Annotated in this window: 18 protein-coding genes; 6 read left to right on the top strand and 12 right to left on the bottom strand. The window is 56.4% G+C overall.

Features of this window, described 5'->3' with window-relative positions; translation table 11 throughout:
* Positions 1-2: 2 nt before the first annotated feature.
* The 3 genes from fdhF to CWM66_RS21980 all read right to left on the bottom strand — a co-directional run bounded on the left by fdhF (position 3) and on the right by CWM66_RS21980 (position 3893).
* Positions 3-2153 (bottom strand): formate dehydrogenase subunit alpha, encoded by a 2151-nt coding sequence (gene fdhF / locus CWM66_RS21990; RefSeq protein ID WP_072439142.1) that lies wholly within the window; start codon positions 2151-2153, stop codon positions 3-5.
* A gap of 36 nt (positions 2154-2189) precedes the next feature.
* Positions 2190-2735: an electron transport protein HydN gene (gene hydN, locus CWM66_RS21985; protein WP_007370532.1), complete on the bottom strand. Its 546-nt coding sequence runs from the start codon at positions 2733-2735 to the stop codon at positions 2190-2192.
* A 144-nt stretch (positions 2736-2879) separates the two neighbouring features.
* Positions 2880-3893, bottom strand: a complete 1014-nt coding sequence (locus tag CWM66_RS21980; protein WP_007370531.1) for a LacI family DNA-binding transcriptional regulator — start codon at positions 3891-3893, stop codon at positions 2880-2882.
* A 263-nt stretch (positions 3894-4156) separates the two neighbouring features.
* Between CWM66_RS21980 and ascF the strand changes: the two genes are divergently transcribed.
* Complete coding sequence (gene ascF / locus CWM66_RS21975; protein ID WP_107147300.1) at positions 4157-5599, top strand: PTS cellobiose/arbutin/salicin transporter subunit IIBC; 1443 nt, start codon at positions 4157-4159, stop codon at positions 5597-5599.
* 21 nt (positions 5600-5620) lie between these two features.
* Positions 5621-7045: a 6-phospho-beta-glucosidase gene (locus tag CWM66_RS21970; protein WP_007370529.1), complete on the top strand. Its 1425-nt coding sequence runs from the start codon at positions 5621-5623 to the stop codon at positions 7043-7045.
* Positions 7046-7297: 252 nt separating this feature from the next.
* Here the strand turns inward: CWM66_RS21970 and CWM66_RS21965 are convergent, their stop codons facing one another.
* Genes CWM66_RS21965 through CWM66_RS28945 form a run of 4 tightly spaced genes read right to left on the bottom strand, consistent with a single transcriptional unit; the run spans position 7298 to position 8843 of the window.
* Positions 7298-7987, bottom strand: coding sequence for a helix-turn-helix transcriptional regulator (locus CWM66_RS21965; RefSeq protein WP_107147299.1), 690 nt, complete (start codon positions 7985-7987; stop codon positions 7298-7300).
* A complete protein-coding gene (locus tag CWM66_RS21960; protein WP_072439137.1) occupies positions 7984-8373 on the bottom strand; it encodes an amino acid-binding protein in 390 nt (129 codons plus the stop codon). Before CWM66_RS21960 ends, CWM66_RS21965 begins: the two co-directional genes overlap by 4 nt.
* Positions 8366-8689, bottom strand: coding sequence for an antibiotic biosynthesis monooxygenase (locus tag CWM66_RS21955; RefSeq protein ID WP_079517457.1), 324 nt, complete (start codon positions 8687-8689; stop codon positions 8366-8368). Before CWM66_RS21955 ends, CWM66_RS21960 begins: the two co-directional genes overlap by 8 nt.
* Positions 8670-8843 (bottom strand): hypothetical protein, encoded by a 174-nt coding sequence (locus CWM66_RS28945; protein WP_156036590.1) that lies wholly within the window; start codon positions 8841-8843, stop codon positions 8670-8672. Before CWM66_RS28945 ends, CWM66_RS21955 begins: the two co-directional genes overlap by 20 nt.
* 58 nt (positions 8844-8901) lie before the next feature.
* Here CWM66_RS28945 and CWM66_RS21945 point away from each other — a divergent pair, with 58 nt between their 5' ends.
* Together CWM66_RS21945 and CWM66_RS21940 are read left to right on the top strand one after the other, a co-directional pair.
* A complete protein-coding gene (locus CWM66_RS21945; RefSeq protein ID WP_107147298.1) occupies positions 8902-10767 on the top strand; it encodes a beta-glucoside-specific PTS transporter subunit IIABC in 1866 nt (621 codons plus the stop codon).
* Positions 10768-10788: 21 nt separating this feature from the next.
* Positions 10789-11784: a LacI family DNA-binding transcriptional regulator gene (locus CWM66_RS21940; RefSeq protein WP_107147297.1), complete on the top strand. Its 996-nt coding sequence runs from the start codon at positions 10789-10791 to the stop codon at positions 11782-11784.
* Between the two features lie 103 nt (positions 11785-11887).
* Here CWM66_RS21940 and CWM66_RS21935 read toward each other — a convergent pair whose 3' ends face one another.
* Positions 11888-12748, bottom strand: coding sequence for an aldo/keto reductase family oxidoreductase (locus CWM66_RS21935; protein ID WP_007370520.1), 861 nt, complete (start codon positions 12746-12748; stop codon positions 11888-11890).
* Between the two features lie 97 nt (positions 12749-12845).
* Between CWM66_RS21935 and CWM66_RS21930 the strand changes: the two genes are divergently transcribed.
* Together CWM66_RS21930 and CWM66_RS21925 are read left to right on the top strand one after the other, a co-directional pair.
* The gene (locus CWM66_RS21930; protein ID WP_107147296.1) at positions 12846-13760 is read left to right on the top strand and encodes a LysR substrate-binding domain-containing protein; all 915 of its coding nucleotides are present in this window, start codon (positions 12846-12848) and stop codon (positions 13758-13760) included.
* 58 nt (positions 13761-13818) lie between these two features.
* Positions 13819-14775, top strand: a complete 957-nt coding sequence (locus CWM66_RS21925) for a sensor domain-containing diguanylate cyclase (RefSeq protein WP_007370518.1) — start codon at positions 13819-13821, stop codon at positions 14773-14775.
* A 25-nt stretch (positions 14776-14800) separates the two neighbouring features.
* Here the strand turns inward: CWM66_RS21925 and hycI are convergent, their stop codons facing one another.
* From hycI to CWM66_RS21905, 4 genes are read right to left on the bottom strand one after another with little or no spacing between them, the layout of a single operon-like run.
* Positions 14801-15256, bottom strand: a complete 456-nt coding sequence (hycI, locus tag CWM66_RS21920) for a hydrogenase maturation peptidase HycI (protein WP_007370517.1) — start codon at positions 15254-15256, stop codon at positions 14801-14803.
* Complete coding sequence (locus CWM66_RS21915) at positions 15249-15659, bottom strand: formate hydrogenlyase maturation HycH family protein (RefSeq protein ID WP_007370516.1); 411 nt, start codon at positions 15657-15659, stop codon at positions 15249-15251. Before CWM66_RS21915 ends, hycI begins: the two co-directional genes overlap by 8 nt.
* Positions 15659-16423, bottom strand: a complete 765-nt coding sequence (locus CWM66_RS21910) for an NADH-quinone oxidoreductase subunit B family protein (protein ID WP_007370515.1) — start codon at positions 16421-16423, stop codon at positions 15659-15661. The genes CWM66_RS21915 and CWM66_RS21910 overlap by 1 nt, the downstream gene beginning before the upstream one ends.
* The gene (locus tag CWM66_RS21905; RefSeq protein WP_107147295.1) at positions 16423-16965 is read right to left on the bottom strand and encodes a formate hydrogenlyase complex iron-sulfur subunit; all 543 of its coding nucleotides are present in this window, start codon (positions 16963-16965) and stop codon (positions 16423-16425) included. The genes CWM66_RS21910 and CWM66_RS21905 overlap by 1 nt, the downstream gene beginning before the upstream one ends.
* Positions 16966-16981: the final 16 nt, after the last annotated feature.

The raw sequence follows: 16981 nt of genomic DNA, 5'->3' as shown, positions 1-16981 counted from the left end.
CATCACTGCATCGCCGCGTTGAGCAAGCGATTCTTCATCTGTTGATAAGTGCTCTGAGTGTACTCCTCGGCCCAGCGCTGATCGTTGATCGCACTCACCCGAACGGCGCAGTATTTGGTTTCCGGCGTTTTGGAAATCGGATCCAGATTATCCTGCGTCAGTTCGTTACAGGCGCCAATCCACCACTGGTACGTCATATAAACGCTACCGTTGTTGATGCGTTCGTTGACATCCGCGCGGGTGATCACTTTGCCACGGCGTGATTCCACCCACACCAGTTGCCGGTCTTTCACACCCAGCGCTTCGGCGTCGGCCGGGCTGATCTGCACAAAGCCCGGTTCGTCGGCAAGGGTTTGCAACGCGGCACAGTTGCCTGTCATAGAACGGCAAGAGTAGTGGCCTACTTCACGCACGGTACAAAGCACCAGCGGGAATTCAGCATCCGGGCGCTCTGCGGGCGCACGCCACGGCGCGGCAAAAAGATGGCCTTTGCCGTCCGGGGTATCGAACTTATTGTTCTGATACAGGTACGGTGTACCAGGGTGATCGAGGGTCGGGCACGGCCACTGAACGTGTCCCATGTCGCCCATTTTCTCGTAGGTGACGCCGTAGAACAGCGGGCACAACTCGCGCAGTTCGTCCCAGATCTGCTGGTTATTGTCATAGTGCATCGGGTAGCCCATCTCGGTGGCGATCAGGCTGATGATCTCCCAGTCACGTTTGACGTTATACTTCGGTTCGATGGCTTTTTCGAAACGCTGGAAGCCACGATCGGCGCAGGTGAAGACGCCGCCGTGTTCGCCCCAGGAAGTGGCGGGCAGCAGCACATCAGCTTGTTCGGCGGTTTTGGTCATAAAGATATCCTGCACCACCACAAAATCGAGCGCTTCGAAACCTTTACGCACCAGCCCCAGATCCGCTTCGGTCTGCAACGGATCTTCACCCATGATGTAATAGGCTTTCACCTTGCCTTCCAGCGCCAGATGCGGCACTTCGGTAATGCGGACGCCGACTTTGTCATCCATCACTGCCGGATCGATGCCCCAGGCTTTGGCAAATTTTGCCCGCACCTCCGGGTTCACCACATCCTGATAACCTGGAAACTGGTTGGGGATCACGCCCATATCGCACGCGCCCTGCACGTTGTTCTGGCCGCGCACCGGGCCGACGCCGACATTTTCGCGCCCAAGATTCCCGGTCAGCAGCGCCAGGCTGGAGAGCCCTTTCACCACATCCACCGCCTGGCCGAACTGCGTCACGCCCATGCCCCACATAATGGTGGCGGATGGCGCTGCCGCGTAGGTGCGCATTGCCTGGCGAACCTGTTTTGCCGGCACGCCAGTCAGATGCTCTACCGCCTCCGGCGCATAGTCTTTAACCGTTTCACGATAGTCATCCAGCCCGGTGGTAAAGCTGGCGACATAATCTTTGTCGTACAGCTCTTCTTCCAGCAGCACATAGCCGAAAGCGTTGACCAGCGCCATATTGCAACCGTTTTTGAGTTGCAGATGCTGATCGGCAATACGCGCGGTCTCAATGCGGCGCGGATCGCAAACAATAATTTTGGCCCCTTTCTGTTTGGCTTTGATCACCCGGCGCGCGACGATCGGGTGCGAATCGGCGCAGTTATAACCAAATACCAGCAGGCAACTGGAGTTTTCGATATCGCCGATAGAGTTACTCATCGCACCGTTGCCAAGGGTTTCCTGCAAACCGGCCACCGATGGACCGTGGCAGACGCGGGCGCAACAGTCGACGTTATTGGTGTTAAGCACACCACGGGCGAATTTCTGCATCACATAGTTGGTTTCATTGCCCGTACCGCGAGATGAACCGGTAGTCATAATGGCGCGCGGGCCATATTTGGCTTTGATTTCACTGAGGCGCTTTGCGGTATAACGGATCGCTTCATCCCAACTGACGGGGGTCAATTTGCCGCCTTTTTCGTAACGGATCATCGGCTGCGTAAGACGCGGTGTCAGCAGTTTGGTGTCGTTGAGGAAATCCCAGCCGTAGTAGCCTTTCAGGCAGAGTTCATTCTGATTGGTGTGGCCGTCGGCCGCTTCTGCGCGGATGATTTTTCCGTCGTCGACAACCAGTTTCAGTTTGCAGCCCGCGCCGCAGTATGGGCATACACTTGTGATTTTTTTCATCAGTAACAGACCTGTTAAAAGTGAAAGTCAGATTGTTTAGAACACCAGAGAAACAGCGCTGTCCAGCGCGGCGCGACGTCGTTTCTCCGCGCTCATCTGTTCCAGTAAATTACGATCGACACAGACCAGCGCTTTCGTCGGGCACGCCTGCATACAGGCGGGACCGCTTTCACTGTGGTGGCACAAATCGCATTTGTTGGCTTCGGCTTTTTCTGCGCGAACATTCAGCCCTGCGCCGCTATGGCGAATAACCGGACGCACAACCACTTCCATCGCACCGTACGGGCAGGCCACGACGCAGGTTTTGCAGCCAATGCAGCGTTCCTGCATCACATGCACAAACCCTTCGTCACGGCTAATGGCACCGTTCGGGCAGACGTTGGCACACGGCGCGTCTTCGCACTGACGACAGAGTGTCGCTGTCGAGACGTTGACGCCTTTGACGACATGGATACGCGGTAAAAAGCTCTCAGGCGTGAGCGCCGCGCAGTCCTGGTTTTCCTGATGAGACACCACACAGGCGACCTCGCAGGTGCGGCAGCCAATGCATTTTGCAGCGTCCGCCATGATAAATCGGTTCATTATCTTCTCCGGCAATGTGCTTTATCCCGCCGGAATATTCATAAACCGTGCCAGTTTTTAATTTGCTGTTATTTAAGGAAATTTAAAGAAGCATTCGGTAAGGATGGCTGTCATCGACACTTCTGTCGATGACAGATGTCGAGGTCAGGCGTGCGGGCCGGAAATCAGTGAGTCACGTAACATTAATTCGCCAGGAAAGGTTTGCTGATAAGTAAAGTCGCCGCCATCGAGCATAAAGATTAAGCGGTTGATCGTCTCTTTGATCATTTCGGTGACCGGTATTTTCACGCTGGAAAGTGCCGGAACGGTAAATGGCGCCATCGCAATATCATCGAAGCCAATCACCGAAACTTGCTGCGGCACCGTTATTTTGCTGTCGTGTAACTGTTTAATTGCGCCAATCGCCATGTCGTCATTACTTGCCACCAGTGCGCTAAATTCAACGTTCCGGGATAAGAGTGTCTGTACGCCCTGCGCGCCGCTAACTGGCGTCCATTTCCCTTCAACAATCAACTCATTACGCAGCGCAATACCCTGCTGCGCCAGCGCATCTTTATACCCGGATAAACGTTCAATACCGGTCGGAGAATCGAGTGAACCGGTAATAAACGCAATATCACGATGACCATGAGAAATTAATTGTGACACCGCGCTAAAGCTTGAGGCTTTTTGATCGGAATAAACACAGTGGCTGCTGTTTTTACGTAAACGACGGTTAAGCACCATTATTGGCTGCGAATGACTGTCGATAATTTTATCCATTTCATCGACGCTCAAAAAACGCGGATAAATAATGATCGCATCACAGCGTAAATCGAGCAGATATTGAATCGCCTGACGCTCCTCTTCCGCGCTGTGTTTTCCGTCGGCCAGCAGTAACTGACGGCCTTTGTCTTCGGTCATTCGCGCAGCATGGAACAGCAATTCACTAAAATAAACGCCGTGGTAGAGGGTGTTAGTTACCACCAGCCCCAGCGTCTGGGTTTTACTGCTCGCCAGGCTACGGGCCAGTAAATTCGGGCGATAGCCACTTTCGGCAATGGCCTGAAATACGCGGTCTTTCGTCTCTTCGCTGACATATCCTTTGCCCGTCAGAACGCGGGAAACCGTCGCTTTCGACACGCCTGCCCGCTTCGCCACCTCCAGCATTGTCGCCATCTTTTCCCCCTGAAAATGTTATGAGCCGAAGTGTACTTCAGGCGTTGCGTTTAATGGAACTCTTTACGCCGCACAACGATTTCACATCCCGCGATCTTATAAGTGATCGTTATCACGATTTCAAAAATTGGCGCTTTTTAGTCCTTGTTAACCACAAATAAACTCTTCATGATTTTGTGGAACCGGTTACCTATTTCATGTTTCACAGCCGCCAGGCGCGGCTGTGAGCTAGTACCTTATTGATAAAACAGGATAATAACTCCATGGCAAAGAATTATGCGGCGCTGGCCCACTCGGTGGTCGATGCGCTGGGCGGCGCGGAAAATATCGCGGCCGTCACGCACTGCATGACGCGCCTGCGCTTTGTGGTGAAAGATGAAACGCGCGTGGACAGTCCGACGCTGAAAAGCATCAGCGGCGTGATGGGCGTGGTGCGTAACGACAAACAGTGCCAGGTGATTATCGGCAATACCGTCTCCCAGGCCTTCCGCGAAGTGGTCAGCCTGCTGCCGCAAGATATGCAGCCAGTTGAAGAACCTTCCACGCAAAAACTGACGCTGAAGCGCATTGGCGCGGGCATTCTCGATGCGCTGATCGGTACCATGTCGCCGCTTATTCCGGCGATCATCGGCGGCTCGATGGTGAAACTGCTGGCCATGGTGCTGGAGATGACCGGCGCACTGCCGAAAGGCTCCTCGACGCTGACCATTTTGACGGTGATCGGCGATGGCGCCTTCTTCTTCCTGCCGCTGATGGTTGCCGCATCTGCGGCGGTGAAATTCAAAACCAATATGTCGCTGGCGATTGCCATTGCGGGCGTGCTGGTGCATCCGAGCTTTATTGAATTGATGGCGAAAGCCGCGCAGGGTGAGCACGTTGAGTTCGCGCTGGTGCCGGTAACGGCGGTGAAATACACCTACACGGTGATTCCGGCGCTGGTGATGACCTGGTGTCTGTCGTATATCGAGCGCTGGGTCGATCGCATCACTCCGGCGGTAACGAAAAACTTCCTTAAACCGATGCTGATTGTGCTGATTGCCGCGCCGCTGGCGATTGTGCTGATTGGCCCGCTGGGCATCTGGATCGGTAGTGTCATCTCCGCGCTGGTGTATACCATTCACGGTTACCTCGGCTGGCTCTCCGTCGCCATCATGGGCGCGCTGTGGCCGCTGCTGGTGATGACCGGGATGCACCGCGTCTTTACGCCGACCATTATTCAGACCATTGCCGAGACTGGCAAAGAGGGCATGGTCATGCCGTCTGAAATTGGCGCGAACCTGTCGCTTGGCGGCTCTTCGCTCGCCGTGGCGTGGAAAACGAAAAACCCGGAACTGCGCCAGACAGCAATGGCGGCAGCGGCTTCCGCCATTCTGGCGGGGATTTCCGAACCGGCGCTCTACGGTGTGGCCGTTCGTCTGAAACGTCCGCTGATCGCCAGCCTGATTAGCGGCTTTATCTGCGGCGCGGTTGCCGGTATTGCCGGGCTGGCCAGCCACTCGATGGCCGCGCCGGGCTTATTTACCAGCGTGCAGTTCTTCGATCCGGCCAACCCAATGTCCATCGTCTGGGTGTTTGGTGTGATGGCGCTGGCCGTGGTGCTGTCGTTTGTGCTGACGTTACTGCTGGGCTTTGAAGATATTCCGGTGGAAACCGCGAGCAAACCGCAGGCAGCACAGCCGGTCAATGTTAAAGAAGCACGCGCCTGATTAACAAAAAAGAGGTTACGCATGTCAGTATTTCCGCAAGGATTTTTATGGGGCGGCGCACTTGCCGCCAACCAGTCGGAAGGGGGTTATCTGGAGGGCGGTAAGGGGCTGACCACCGTCGATATGATCCCGCACGGCGTCAACCGCCTGCCAGTGAAACTGGGCCAGGAAAAGCGCTTTCAGCTGCGTGACGATGAGTATTATCCGAGCCATCAGGCGATCGATTTTTACCATCGTTATAAAGAAGATATCGCGCTGATGGCAGAGATGGGGTTTACGGTATTTCGCACCTCTATCGCGTGGAGCCGTTTATACCCGAAAGGCGATGAGCTGACACCAAATCCAGAAGGCATCGCCTTCTATCGAGCGGTGTTTGAAGAGTGCAAAAAGTACAATATCGAGCCACTGGTGACGCTTTGCCACTTTGATGTGCCGATGCATCTGGTGATTGAGTACGGCTCCTGGCGCAACCGTAAAATGGTGGAATTTTTCACCCGCTACGCGCGCACCTGCTTTGAGGCGTTCGACGGGCTGGTGAAATACTGGCTGACCTTCAATGAGATCAACATCATGCTGCACAGCCCGTTCTCCGGCGCGGGCCTGGTATTCGAAGAGGGTGAAAATCAGGATCAGGTGAAGTACCAGGCCGCGCATCATGAGCTGATTGCCAGCGCGCTGGCGACCAAAATTGCTCATGAAGTGAACCCGCAAAACCAGGTGGGCTGCATGCTGGCGGGCGGTAATTTCTACCCTTACTCCTGCAAACCGGCCGATGTGTGGACCGCGCTGGAAAAAGATCGCGAAAACCTGTTCTTTATTGATGTACAGGCGCGCGGCAGCTACCCGGCCTACTCTGCACGCGTGTTCCGCGAAAAAGGCGTCAGCATTGTCAAAGAAGCGGGCGATGACGAAATCCTGAAGAATACCGTCGATTTCGTCTCCTTCAGCTACTACGCCTCACGCTGCGCCTCGGCCGATATGAATGCCAACAACACCAGCGCCGCCAATATCGTGAAATCCCTGCGTAACCCGCATATTGAAGTGAGCGAATGGGGTTGGGGCATCGATCCGCTGGGTCTGCGCATCACCATGAACATGATGTATGACCGTTACCAGAAACCGCTGTTCCTGGTGGAAAACGGCCTCGGCGCGAAAGATGAGTTTAATGCCGACGGCGAAATCGTCGACGATTACCGCATCAGCTATCTGCGCGAACATATCCGCGCAATGGGCGATGCCATTGAAGACGGCATCCCGGTTATCGGTTACACCACCTGGGGCTGTATCGATCTGGTGGCAGCTTCCACCGGCGAGATGAGCAAGCGCTACGGTTTTGTCTATGTCGATCGTGACGATGCAGGCAACGGCACGCTGGCGCGCAGCCGGAAAAAGTCATTCTGGTGGTATAAAAAAGTGATCGCCAGCAACGGCGAAGATCTCGACTGAGTTTGTCACGCAACCGGCCTGCGGACTCTGCAGGCCGGATAAACGCCAGCCTTACCTGCCAGACACCCGATATCCCGCTTGTTGTGCCGCCCGCGCGCCGGTGCCATCCCGGACATTGGCCAGTAGGATTGATGATAAAGCGTTATGAAATCCATGGTCGTCTCCGGTTGTGTTGTGCGATGAGTGTGGCGTTTGCCGCCTCTCCCTCACAACCGAAAATCGGACGACCATTTTTTACAGCCAAAGGCAGCATTACAGCCCGACAGCAAATAATCTTAAAAACGCCGTCTTGCCTTCCCCGGTAATGGTCACTTCACGGTAGCCGGGCGTTCTGCGCAGCCAGCCCTGCTGCTCGAAGGCGATAAGTAGCGCGGCACCCGCATCGCCGCCAAGATGGAAACGCCTTTCGCTCCAGTCCAGGCACGCGCAACAGGGCTTGCGGCGAGTATGCGGATCGAGCGTCACGCCGATCTTTTCCAGTTGCCGTTTACCGACATTCGTTACCGCGCTGCCATCGTCAGTGATCCAGCCTTCACGCTGCAAAAACGCGTAGATGTCCACCGCGATTTCACCGGCAAGATGATCGTAACAGGTGCGTGCCTGCCGCAGTTCCGGCGGCGTTCGGCTGGTCAGCGTACGTCCTGTGCGCATCGACACGCCCATCATATTTTCCAGCAGCGCAGCGACATCACTGCCCGCCAGCCGGTAGTAGCGGTGCCGCCCCTGCGAAACGCAGACCAGCAGGCCATGATTTAACAGCCGGTTCAGGTGGGCACTGGCGGTCGAAGGGGCAAGCTCCGTCGCCGTCCACGCCCGTCCATCCATCAGCGCACAAAGCATCCGCGAGCGCGAAGGATCGGCCATCGCACTGGCAATACCGGCAAGCGCCTCTTCCAGCGCCAGCGTGTTGCCGTGTGCCGCAGATAAACCGGGTAAACTCATGTCGCCCCCTTCCAGGGTTGCGTGACCTCATGGGTCAGCGGATCGTTGTCGGTCAGCAGAATCAGGCGATTATCATGATCGCTGTACTGCACAAGAATAGTGATGCCATGTTGCGCGATCGTGCGGGCAATCGCGCCTAGCTCACCGGGTTTTTCCTGCTTTAGTTTGCGGATCACCGGCTGCGCTACATTGCACACTGTAAATCCGGCAGACTCCAGAACCTGACGGGCACGTTCACCGTCGGCCACCAGAAAATGGGCATGGCTTTCACTCCCGATGCTGAAAACGCCGCCGCCTTCCAGACCAATACCGTTTTTACCCAGAGTTTCACCCAGTTCTGCCAGCCCGCCGGGCGCCTCATTAAGCATAACGTGAATATCATACATGGTCGGTCTTCCCTGCTGCGGATGAATAATCGCGAAAAACCTGCGCGACACGGATACGGTAAAACGAGAAAATCGATCGCCGTCCTTCCGCCTGCGCAGCCTGGTGCAGGACGTTGCTCTTCCATGCCAGTACCGCCTCTTCATCCCGCCACCAGGATAATGACAAAATCTTCCCTTCCGTGCTCAGGCTCTGAAAGCGTTCAATGGCGATAAAACCCTCGATTTCTGCCAGTTGCGGCTTGAGCTCCGCGGCTAATTGCAGATAGCGCTCCTGCTTGCCAGCGGCGACATCGGCTTCAAACAGTACAGCGATCATAAGCGCTCTCCATCAGTGAATGTGCCGCCAGTTTACGTAGCCCGGCACACCATGCTTCGGCCTGCAACGAAATATAAATGCCAAATATTGTGGCGTGATTTCCTTCGCAGTTTTCCATGAAACCGGTTGCGCGGCGATCTGACCAGGTTAGCATGAAACCGGTTTCACCCAGATACACCTACTCAGTCACCGATAATAAAAGGTAAACAAAAATGGCCGTTATCAGGGATTACAATAAGTTAGCGAGTGATATCCTGCGCGAGGTGGGTGGCGAAGAGAACATCAGCAACTTCTCCCGCTGCGCTACCCGCCTGCGTCTGGTATTAAACGAAACGCCCGCCACGGCGAAAGCCAGCATCCAGAGCCTGCCCGGCGTTATCGCCGTGGTGGAGAGCGGCGGTCAGTTCCAGGTGGTTATTGGTACCCATGTCGCCGATGTGTTTAACGCCCTGAGTGGTATGGTGAAAGAGAAAGACGGCAGCGCCGCGCAGCCGAAAACACGCTGGCTGGATGCGGTCATCGCCACCATGTCAGCGGTGTTTGCCCCGATTGTCTATATTCTTGCCGCCGCCGGGATTTTGCAGGGGCTGCTGATTCTGCTGGGCCTCGCGGATGCGGATATCAAAACCACCGGCACCTTCGCCATTCTTAACTTTATGTCCTGGACACCGTTTGCCTTTCTGCCGGTGTTTATCGCCATTACCGCGGCGCGCCATTTCAAATGTAATCCGTTTATTGCCGTGCTCTGCTGCTGTGCGCTGATCAACCCGGAGTGGACGGCACTGGCCGGGAAAATCGCCGCCGGTAGCGAAGTGAAATTCCTGTTCTTCCCGCTGGCGGAAACGGTTTATACCTCATCGGTACTGCCGCCACTGTTCCTGGTCTGGGCGCTCTCCTGGTTTGAACGCCGCGTCGAAAAATGGCTGCCGGAAGTAATAAGCCCGCTGTTTACGCCGCTTCTCTGCTTTGTGGTGATTGTGCCGCTGACGCTGGTGGTGATTGGGCCAATTACCAGTTGGGCCGCGCTGGGCGTTGCTCATGGCTATAACACGTTGTTCCATGCCGCTCCGGCCGTTGCCGCTGCGATCATTGGCGGCGTATGGCAGGTGATCGTCATTTTTGGCGTTCACTGGGGGATCACGCCGGTGATCATGGCGAACTTCGATACCCAGGGTTATGACTCATTCCAGGCTTACCAGACCATCGCGGTGATTGGCCAGATGGCCGCCGTGTTTGGCGTGTTTATCAAAAGCCGCAATAAAGCGCTAAAAGCCACCTCGCTTTCTGCGGGGGTTACCGCCATTTTCGGCATCACTGAACCCGCCATTTACGGCGTGACGCTGCGCTTTAAAAAACCGTTTATCTGCGGCTGTATCGGCGGAGCGATTGGTGCGGTGGTCGCCAGCCTGTTTGGCAGCCTCTACTACGCTTATGCGGCGCTGCCCGGCCTGTTCACGCTGGTGAATGCCATTAGCCCGGATGCGCCAATGTCGTTTATTGGCGAACTGGTTGGCGCAGGCACCGCGATTGTGCTGACCATTGTGATGGTGCAGTTTGTCGGTTTTGAAGATCCGCAGGAAAGCGCTGACCCCGCGCCGCTGAAGGTTGGTTCATTACAGATGCTCAGCCCGATTAAAGGCGAAGTGATCGCACTGGAAAACGTGCCAGATGAAGCCTTTGCCGGGAAAGTGCTCGGCGACGGTGTGGCGATCGTTCCTCACGAAGGCAAAGTGGTCGCCCCGTGTGACGCGCAGGTCGCCACATTAATTGACACGCATCACGCTATCGGCCTGATATGTGATAATGGCGCAGAATTACTGATCCATGTTGGTCTGAATACCGTTAACCTTCAGGGTCAATACTTTACGCCGCTGGTAAAAGAGGGCGACAGAGTCACCGCTGGCACGCCGCTGCTGGAGTTTGATAAAGCGCGCATTGAGCAGGCGGGTTACGATCTGACCACGCCGGTGCTGGTGGTGAACAGTGATGAATTTACGCTGACTCGCCATCAGTCGCAGGGTGCCGTCAGCCCCGGTATGCCGCTGATGTCACTGGAGACAGGAGCGCAGCCAGCATAATAACAAGAGTGAGGTCGAAAAATGGTAACGATACTGGATGTCGCCAGGCTGGCTGGCGTATCGAAAGCGACGGTATCGCGCACGCTAAATGGCAAAGTTTTTGTCCGTGAGGAAGTGAAGGAACGCATTTTCCAGGCCATTGCCGAGACGGGGTATCGCCCCAACCAGCTGGCGCGCAATCTTGCCAATAATAAGACCAACTCAGTGGGGCTGGTGATCACCAACGGGCTGTATAACGGCCCGTTTTTCGCCAGCCTGACTTACCACGCGGCGACCAACAGTGAAATGCATGGCCGACAATTGGTGCTGGCAGACGGTAAACACAGCGCGCAGGAAGAGCGCGACGCCATCGATCTGCTGATGTCGTTGCGCTGTGAAGCGATCATGATTTACCCCAAATACCTGACGGTCGATGAGCTGGACGCAATTATCGATAACAGCCAGACGCCTATCGTCGTCATCAACCGTGAACTCTCCCGCCACCGCAATCAGTGCGTGTTTGTCGATCATCAACAAAGTTGTGAAACGATGATGGCCCACCTGTTAGCGCAGGGGCATACGCGTATTGCTTTTGTTGCCGGTGCTGAAGGTTCGCCAACCGGGGAAAAACGCCTGGCGGGCTACCGGCAGGCGCTGCGCCGCGCCGGTATTGAGCCAGACCCGCAACTGCTGGTACATGGCGCATGGTCTACCGACAGTGGTTATGCCGCAGGGCGTGAACTGTTAGCGCGCAAGGTGCCGTTTACCTGCATCCTCGCGGGCAATGACGATATGGCGATTGGCGTGGCGAAAGCCTGTCTGGAAGCGGGGCTGCGCCTGCCGCAGGATGTGTCGCTGGCCGGGTTTGACGATTCGGTGCTCGGCAAGTATTACAACCCGTCGCTCACCACCATTCATGTGCCGATGGAGGCGATGATCCGTCACGCCATCGACATTCTGTTGACGCCAGGCGAGCACGCGGCCCGTTCACACGAAGGTGAACTGGTGCGGCGCGAGTCGGTGGCGCCCCCCAAATAATGGCTCTGTGGCGGCTGATTGCCGGATGGCGGCGATGCTTTATCGGGCCTATGAACCGATGCGATCCCACAGGCCCGATCGGGGCAACCATCCGGCGCAGAAGCTACGCGCCAATGCCGTTGAGTTTTTCCAGCGCTTCCGGCGGCAGCACGAGGTTCGCGCTCGCCATGTTTTCCTGTAAATGCTGCGGCGACGACGTACCGGGGATCAGCAGGATATTCGGCGAACGCTGCAACAGCCACGCCAGCGCCACCTGCATCGGCGTGGCGTTAAGCGATTGCGCCACCTCGTTCAGCTCACCGGATTGCAACGGCGTGAAACCGCCCAGCGGGAAGAACGGCACGAAGGCAATGCCCTGCGCGTTCAGGCTATCCACCAGCGCATCATCCTTACGGATCGCCACGTTATACAGGTTCTGCACGCAGACAATGGGCGTCATTTTCTGCGCGTCGGCCACCTGCTTCGCTGTAACGTTGCTCAGCCCGATATGGCGGATCAGCCCGCGCTCTTTCAGTTTGATCAACGCCTCCAGCGGCGCTTCGAGCGGCCCCTCTTCCGGCTCGTGCACACCAAACATCGAACGCAGGTTGACCACCTCTATCGTCTCCAGACCGAGGTGACGCAGATTATCTTCCACCGCACGGGTCAACTCTTCGGCGCTGAATGCGGGCAGCCAGTTGGCTTTATCATCACGACGCGCGCCGACTTTGGTGACGATGCATAAGTCGTCCGGATAAGGATGCAGCGCCTGTTTAATCAATTTATTGGTGACATGCGGACCATAAAAATCACTGGTGTCGATATGATTCACCCCGGCAGCAATAGCATCGCGCAATACCGCCAGCGCCTTTGCTTCGTCCGCGGGCGGACCAAACACGCCAGGGCCAGCCAGTTGCATCGCACCGTAACCCAGACGACCAACCTGACGATCGCCAAGACGATAAGTAAGTGTGGATTGAGACATGGAAAACCTCCTGTGCGTTAAGTAACCCGATTGTAGGAGCTGTACGGCTGTGCAACAATCCAGCAAAATTAATACACACTGTACGGTTCACCGAACAATGAAGCTGGATTTCGCCCTGTTAAATGCCATTGTCGCGGTCGCCAACGCCGGAGGCTTCCGTGAAGCCGCGCGCGTGACCGGTTCCAACCCCTCCCGCCTGAGCGACGCGGTGCGCCGCGCCGAGCAGCAACTCGGCGTACGGCTGTTTAACCGCACCACCCGTACCGTGGCGCTGACCGAGGCAGGCAGAGCGCTGATGGAGCGCCTGCAACCGGCAATGAGCGAAGTGAATGCCGCGCTGGACGCCATCAACCGCTATCGCACCACGCCGAGCGGCACGCTGCGTTTGAATGTCCCGGTCAGCGCGGCACGGCTGGTTCTGCCCACCATCGTCCCCCCTTTTCTGGCGCAATACCCGGACATTCGCCTGGAGATCGTCGCCGAAAGCAACGTACAGGATGTGTTTCGCGACAATTGCGATGCGGGGATCCGTTACGACGAAAGCCTGGAACAGGATATGGTGGCGCTGCCCATCGGCCCGCGCCGTCAGCGTTTTGCCGCAGCGGCGGCACCGGCCTATTTGCAGCGTTACGGCCTGCCGCAGCACCCGCGCGATCTGATTAGCCATAACTGCATTCGCGGGCGCTATGCCAGCGGCGTGATGCCAGAGTGGGAATTTACCCGCGAGGGTGAAACCCTGCGCATTCAGGTGAATGGTTCACTGGTGGTCAGCGTCGGCAGCGCGGTGGATCTGGCGGTGCAGGCAGCGATTGCCGGTAGCGGCATCATCTATCTGTTTGAAGAGTGGCTGCGCCCGTCGTTCGAAAGCGGCGCGCTGACGCCGTTGCTGGAAACCTGGTGGCAATCATTTAGCGGCCCGTGGCTCTATTACAATTCGCGGCGCTTAATCCCTGCGCCATTACAGGCATTTATCAATTTTATCCGCGCGCAGGGGCAAACCACGGATATATAACGCAATGATGGGAAGATCTGTCTACACTTGAGAAAACAAAGAAAATCGAGGATGCCCTATGATCTTCCCGGCCATGCCAGTCAATGAAAGAGAGCGGCTTAAGTCTTTGTATATGATGGATCTTCTGGATAAAAAGGATGATGAACGTTTTGACCGGCTCACCCGCACGGCAAAGACTACCTTTGATGTCCCCATCGCGGTGATAAGTCTGCTCGATCGCGATCGTCAGTGGTTGCTGTCGCGCAGCGGCATCGATACCCACGAAACGCCGCGCAATCTGTCGTTCTGCGCGCACGCGATCCTCGAAGAGGGCGTGTTTATTGTCAAAGATACCCTTGCCGATCCGCGCTTTGCCGAAAACCCGTTTGTCGTTGGCGAGCCGTGGGTGCGATTTTATGCGGGTTGCCCGGTGCGACTGCCGGACGGCGCAATTGCCGGAACCATCTGCGTCATCGATACCTATCCGCGCCCGTTTTCCAGTGCGGAAATCAATACCCTGCTCGATTTCGCCGCCATTGTGGAAGATGAGTTTCTGATCCTCAGCATGGCAATGACCGATTTGCTGACCGGCATGCCCAACAGCCGTGGCTTTTACCGCTCCGGCGAAAAACGTTTTGCCTGGCTCAAAGAGCATAAAAAAGATCTCAGTCTGCTCTATTTCAGCATCGACAATCTGAAATCGATCAATGAATTGCTGGGGAATAAAGAGGGCGACGAGGTGGTAAAAATCTTCGCCAGCAATATGACAAAATGCCTGAAAGATCAGGATATCGCCGCCCGGCTTAGCGGAGGTGAGTTTGCGGTACTACTGGCGAACACGCCGACTCACAATGCTGATGCGTTTCTCTTCGATCTGCAATCACGCATCGATGCCATCGACCATCTTTCCGGCAAGAATTATCACATCAACTACTCGCACGGGATTATTGAAAACGGCGGCGATAAGTACACCACGCTGCGCGGCATGCTGGAAGATTGCGATAAGGTGATGTACTCGGAAAAACGCCGTCGTTAATACAGCGCCGGAAACCCGGCGCTGTTTATAGCGGCTCGAACCCGCCGTTGCCTTCCCAGCCAGCCAGCCGCTGGTAAATTGTTTCTACCGCCGCTTTCACTGGCGGCGTCATCGGGTAGTAAAAGCCGACAATATCGGGCTGAATGCCAAGAAAAATCACCTCGCCAATATCCTCTTTCAACTGATCGATCAGATAGTTGAGCGGCATATTGTGAGTGGTCATCAGGAACATCTCCGCGATGTCATCGGGATCGACAATGCGCATCTCGCCGGGGTTCAGCCCCATATCGGTAGCATCCACAATCAGCAACCGCGTCGGGCGCAGCTCGCGGATCGCCACCACGTCGTTTTCCGGTGCGCTGCCGCCGTCGATCACGCGCCAGTTTCCCTGCGGGTTTTCCGCGCACATCTGCGCCAGCAACGGGCCTGCGCCATCGTCGCCCATCATGCTGTTGCCCACGCAAAGTAATACGTCAGTCACGTAATCTCCTTACCATCAAATAGATAGCGCTTTCCTGATGAATGTCGTGCAACATCGACAGCAGCGCCCTGCTCCAGGCCTGCTGCTGTTCATTCTGCCCGGCCAACGCCCGGTCAAAGGCGTTGGCCAGCATCATCACGTGCGTGCTGTCGATAACAATCTCGCCGTAACGCGGCACGCCTTCCATTTTTCGCCGCGCTTCACTGCCGCTCTCCAGCGTGCCGATCCACGCCAGATAAGCCTCCCAAGGGCAGGAAAGCGCCGTTTCCAGGCAATCGATCACGCCAAGATGGTGACCAATCGCCAGAGAGTAATAGACCACCTGCTGCGCCTGCGGCGGCGTGGCATCATTCTCATCGACAAATTTCCGCCGCAGCTGGCTAAAGGCCACCGTCTCGCTCATCAGATTTTCGCCTCCTGCACCACCTGATTAAGGTGGCTGACAATTTCGGTCAGACGCGGATCGTTCTCCTGCGCTAACCAGCGCACCACTTCATGTTCGCCGACGCTGCGCAAGCGCAGGTAATCATCGGCAATTTGGCGGCCATAGCGGTAACCCGCGAGGCGACGAGCGGTGCGATCCACTTTCACCCGCAGCGGCTGCACCATAGTCGGATGCAGGATCTCTGCCGGTTGATCGTCCTGCTCGCCAGGCAGACGGGCATGAATTTTCTGCTCCAGCAGCCCCAGCGCCATGGCAAAACCATACAGCGTGGCGGCAGGCGTCGGCGGGCAGCCGGGAATATAGACATCCACCGGAACGATTTTATCCGTGCCGCCCCAGACACAGTACAGGTCGTGGAAGATACCACCGCTGTTACCGCATGCGCCGTAGGAGATACAGATTTTGGGATCCGGCGCAGATTGCCAGGCGCGCAGCGCCGGTGAACGCATCGCGCGGGTGACGGCGCCGGTAAACAGCAGAATGTCGGCGTGGCGCGGTGAAGGTACGACCTTAATGCCGAAGCGTTCTGCATCGAACAACGGCGAAAGCGTCGCGAAAATCTCGATCTCACAGCCATTGCAGCCGCCGCAATCCACACGATAAACGTAAGCGGAGCGTTTGATTTTATTCAACAGCGAGGCTTTCATACTGGCGATGGATTCCTCCACCGTCATCGGCACCGGAATACCATCCGCATCACGCGGACCTATTAGCTGGCTCATTAGCTGGCCTCTCTCATATGGCGGGTCAATTCGACGCGGTCGGACGACACCAGGCATTTCTGACGTTTGCAATCCGGGCAGGTCTCAAAGCTGGCGCGGTGCTGCTCGGCGCGGGTATCGCCGTTATGCGCCAGCAGCGCAATGGCGTAATCGATCTCTTTCTGCACCGCGAAAGGCCGCGCGCATTCGCGGCACTGGCACAGCTCGTAGCGCGACTGTTGCAGAAAATCGGCTTTGCTCCACACCGCCAGTTCGTACTCCTGAGAGAGCGTAATCGCCGCCGTTGGGCACACTTCTTCGCAGCGGGCGCAGAAAATGCAGCGCCCGAGATTAAACTGCCAGGCCAGTTCGCCGGTCGCAAGATCGGTTTCCACCGTCAGCGCGTTCGACGGGCAGGCATTGACGCACGCCGCGCAGCCAATGCACTGCTGCGGGTTGTGCTGCGGTTTGCCGCGGAAGTTTTTATCCACCGGCATCGGCGCAAGCGGATACGCGCTGGTTGCCGTCCCGGTTTTGATCACTTTTTTGATAAAGGTAAACATCGCTAGCGTTCTCCCA

Source organism: Kosakonia sp. H7A, assembly GCF_003028445.1.
GTDB classification, from domain to species: Bacteria; Pseudomonadota; Gammaproteobacteria; order Enterobacterales; family Enterobacteriaceae; genus Kosakonia; species Kosakonia radicincitans.
The sequence above is the reverse complement of the archived record's forward strand: the minus strand, read 5'-3'. Positions and strand labels throughout refer to the sequence as shown.

Coding starts and splice junctions, on each gene's coding strand:
- fdhF (WP_072439142.1), bottom strand. CDS start 2,153: ATGAAAAAAATCACAAGTGTATGCCCATACTGCGGCGCGGGCTGCAAA.
- hydN (WP_007370532.1), bottom strand. CDS start 2,735: ATGAACCGATTTATCATGGCGGACGCTGCAAAATGCATTGGCTGCCGC.
- CWM66_RS21980 (WP_007370531.1), bottom strand. CDS start 3,893: ATGGCGACAATGCTGGAGGTGGCGAAGCGGGCAGGCGTGTCGAAAGCG.
- ascF (WP_107147300.1), top strand. CDS start 4,157: ATGGCAAAGAATTATGCGGCGCTGGCCCACTCGGTGGTCGATGCGCTG.
- CWM66_RS21970 (WP_007370529.1), top strand. CDS start 5,621: ATGTCAGTATTTCCGCAAGGATTTTTATGGGGCGGCGCACTTGCCGCC.
- CWM66_RS21965 (WP_107147299.1), bottom strand. CDS start 7,987: ATGAGTTTACCCGGTTTATCTGCGGCACACGGCAACACGCTGGCGCTG.
- CWM66_RS21960 (WP_072439137.1), bottom strand. CDS start 8,373: ATGTATGATATTCACGTTATGCTTAATGAGGCGCCCGGCGGGCTGGCA.
- CWM66_RS21955 (WP_079517457.1), bottom strand. CDS start 8,689: ATGATCGCTGTACTGTTTGAAGCCGATGTCGCCGCTGGCAAGCAGGAG.
- CWM66_RS28945 (WP_156036590.1), bottom strand. CDS start 8,843: ATGCTAACCTGGTCAGATCGCCGCGCAACCGGTTTCATGGAAAACTGC.
- CWM66_RS21945 (WP_107147298.1), top strand. CDS start 8,902: ATGGCCGTTATCAGGGATTACAATAAGTTAGCGAGTGATATCCTGCGC.
- CWM66_RS21940 (WP_107147297.1), top strand. CDS start 10,789: ATGGTAACGATACTGGATGTCGCCAGGCTGGCTGGCGTATCGAAAGCG.
- CWM66_RS21935 (WP_007370520.1), bottom strand. CDS start 12,748: ATGTCTCAATCCACACTTACTTATCGTCTTGGCGATCGTCAGGTTGGT.
- CWM66_RS21930 (WP_107147296.1), top strand. CDS start 12,846: ATGAAGCTGGATTTCGCCCTGTTAAATGCCATTGTCGCGGTCGCCAAC.
- CWM66_RS21925 (WP_007370518.1), top strand. CDS start 13,819: ATGATCTTCCCGGCCATGCCAGTCAATGAAAGAGAGCGGCTTAAGTCT.
- CWM66_RS21915 (WP_007370516.1), bottom strand. CDS start 15,659: ATGAGCGAGACGGTGGCCTTTAGCCAGCTGCGGCGGAAATTTGTCGAT.
- CWM66_RS21910 (WP_007370515.1), bottom strand. CDS start 16,423: ATGAGCCAGCTAATAGGTCCGCGTGATGCGGATGGTATTCCGGTGCCG.
- CWM66_RS21905 (WP_107147295.1), bottom strand. CDS start 16,965: ATGTTTACCTTTATCAAAAAAGTGATCAAAACCGGGACGGCAACCAGC.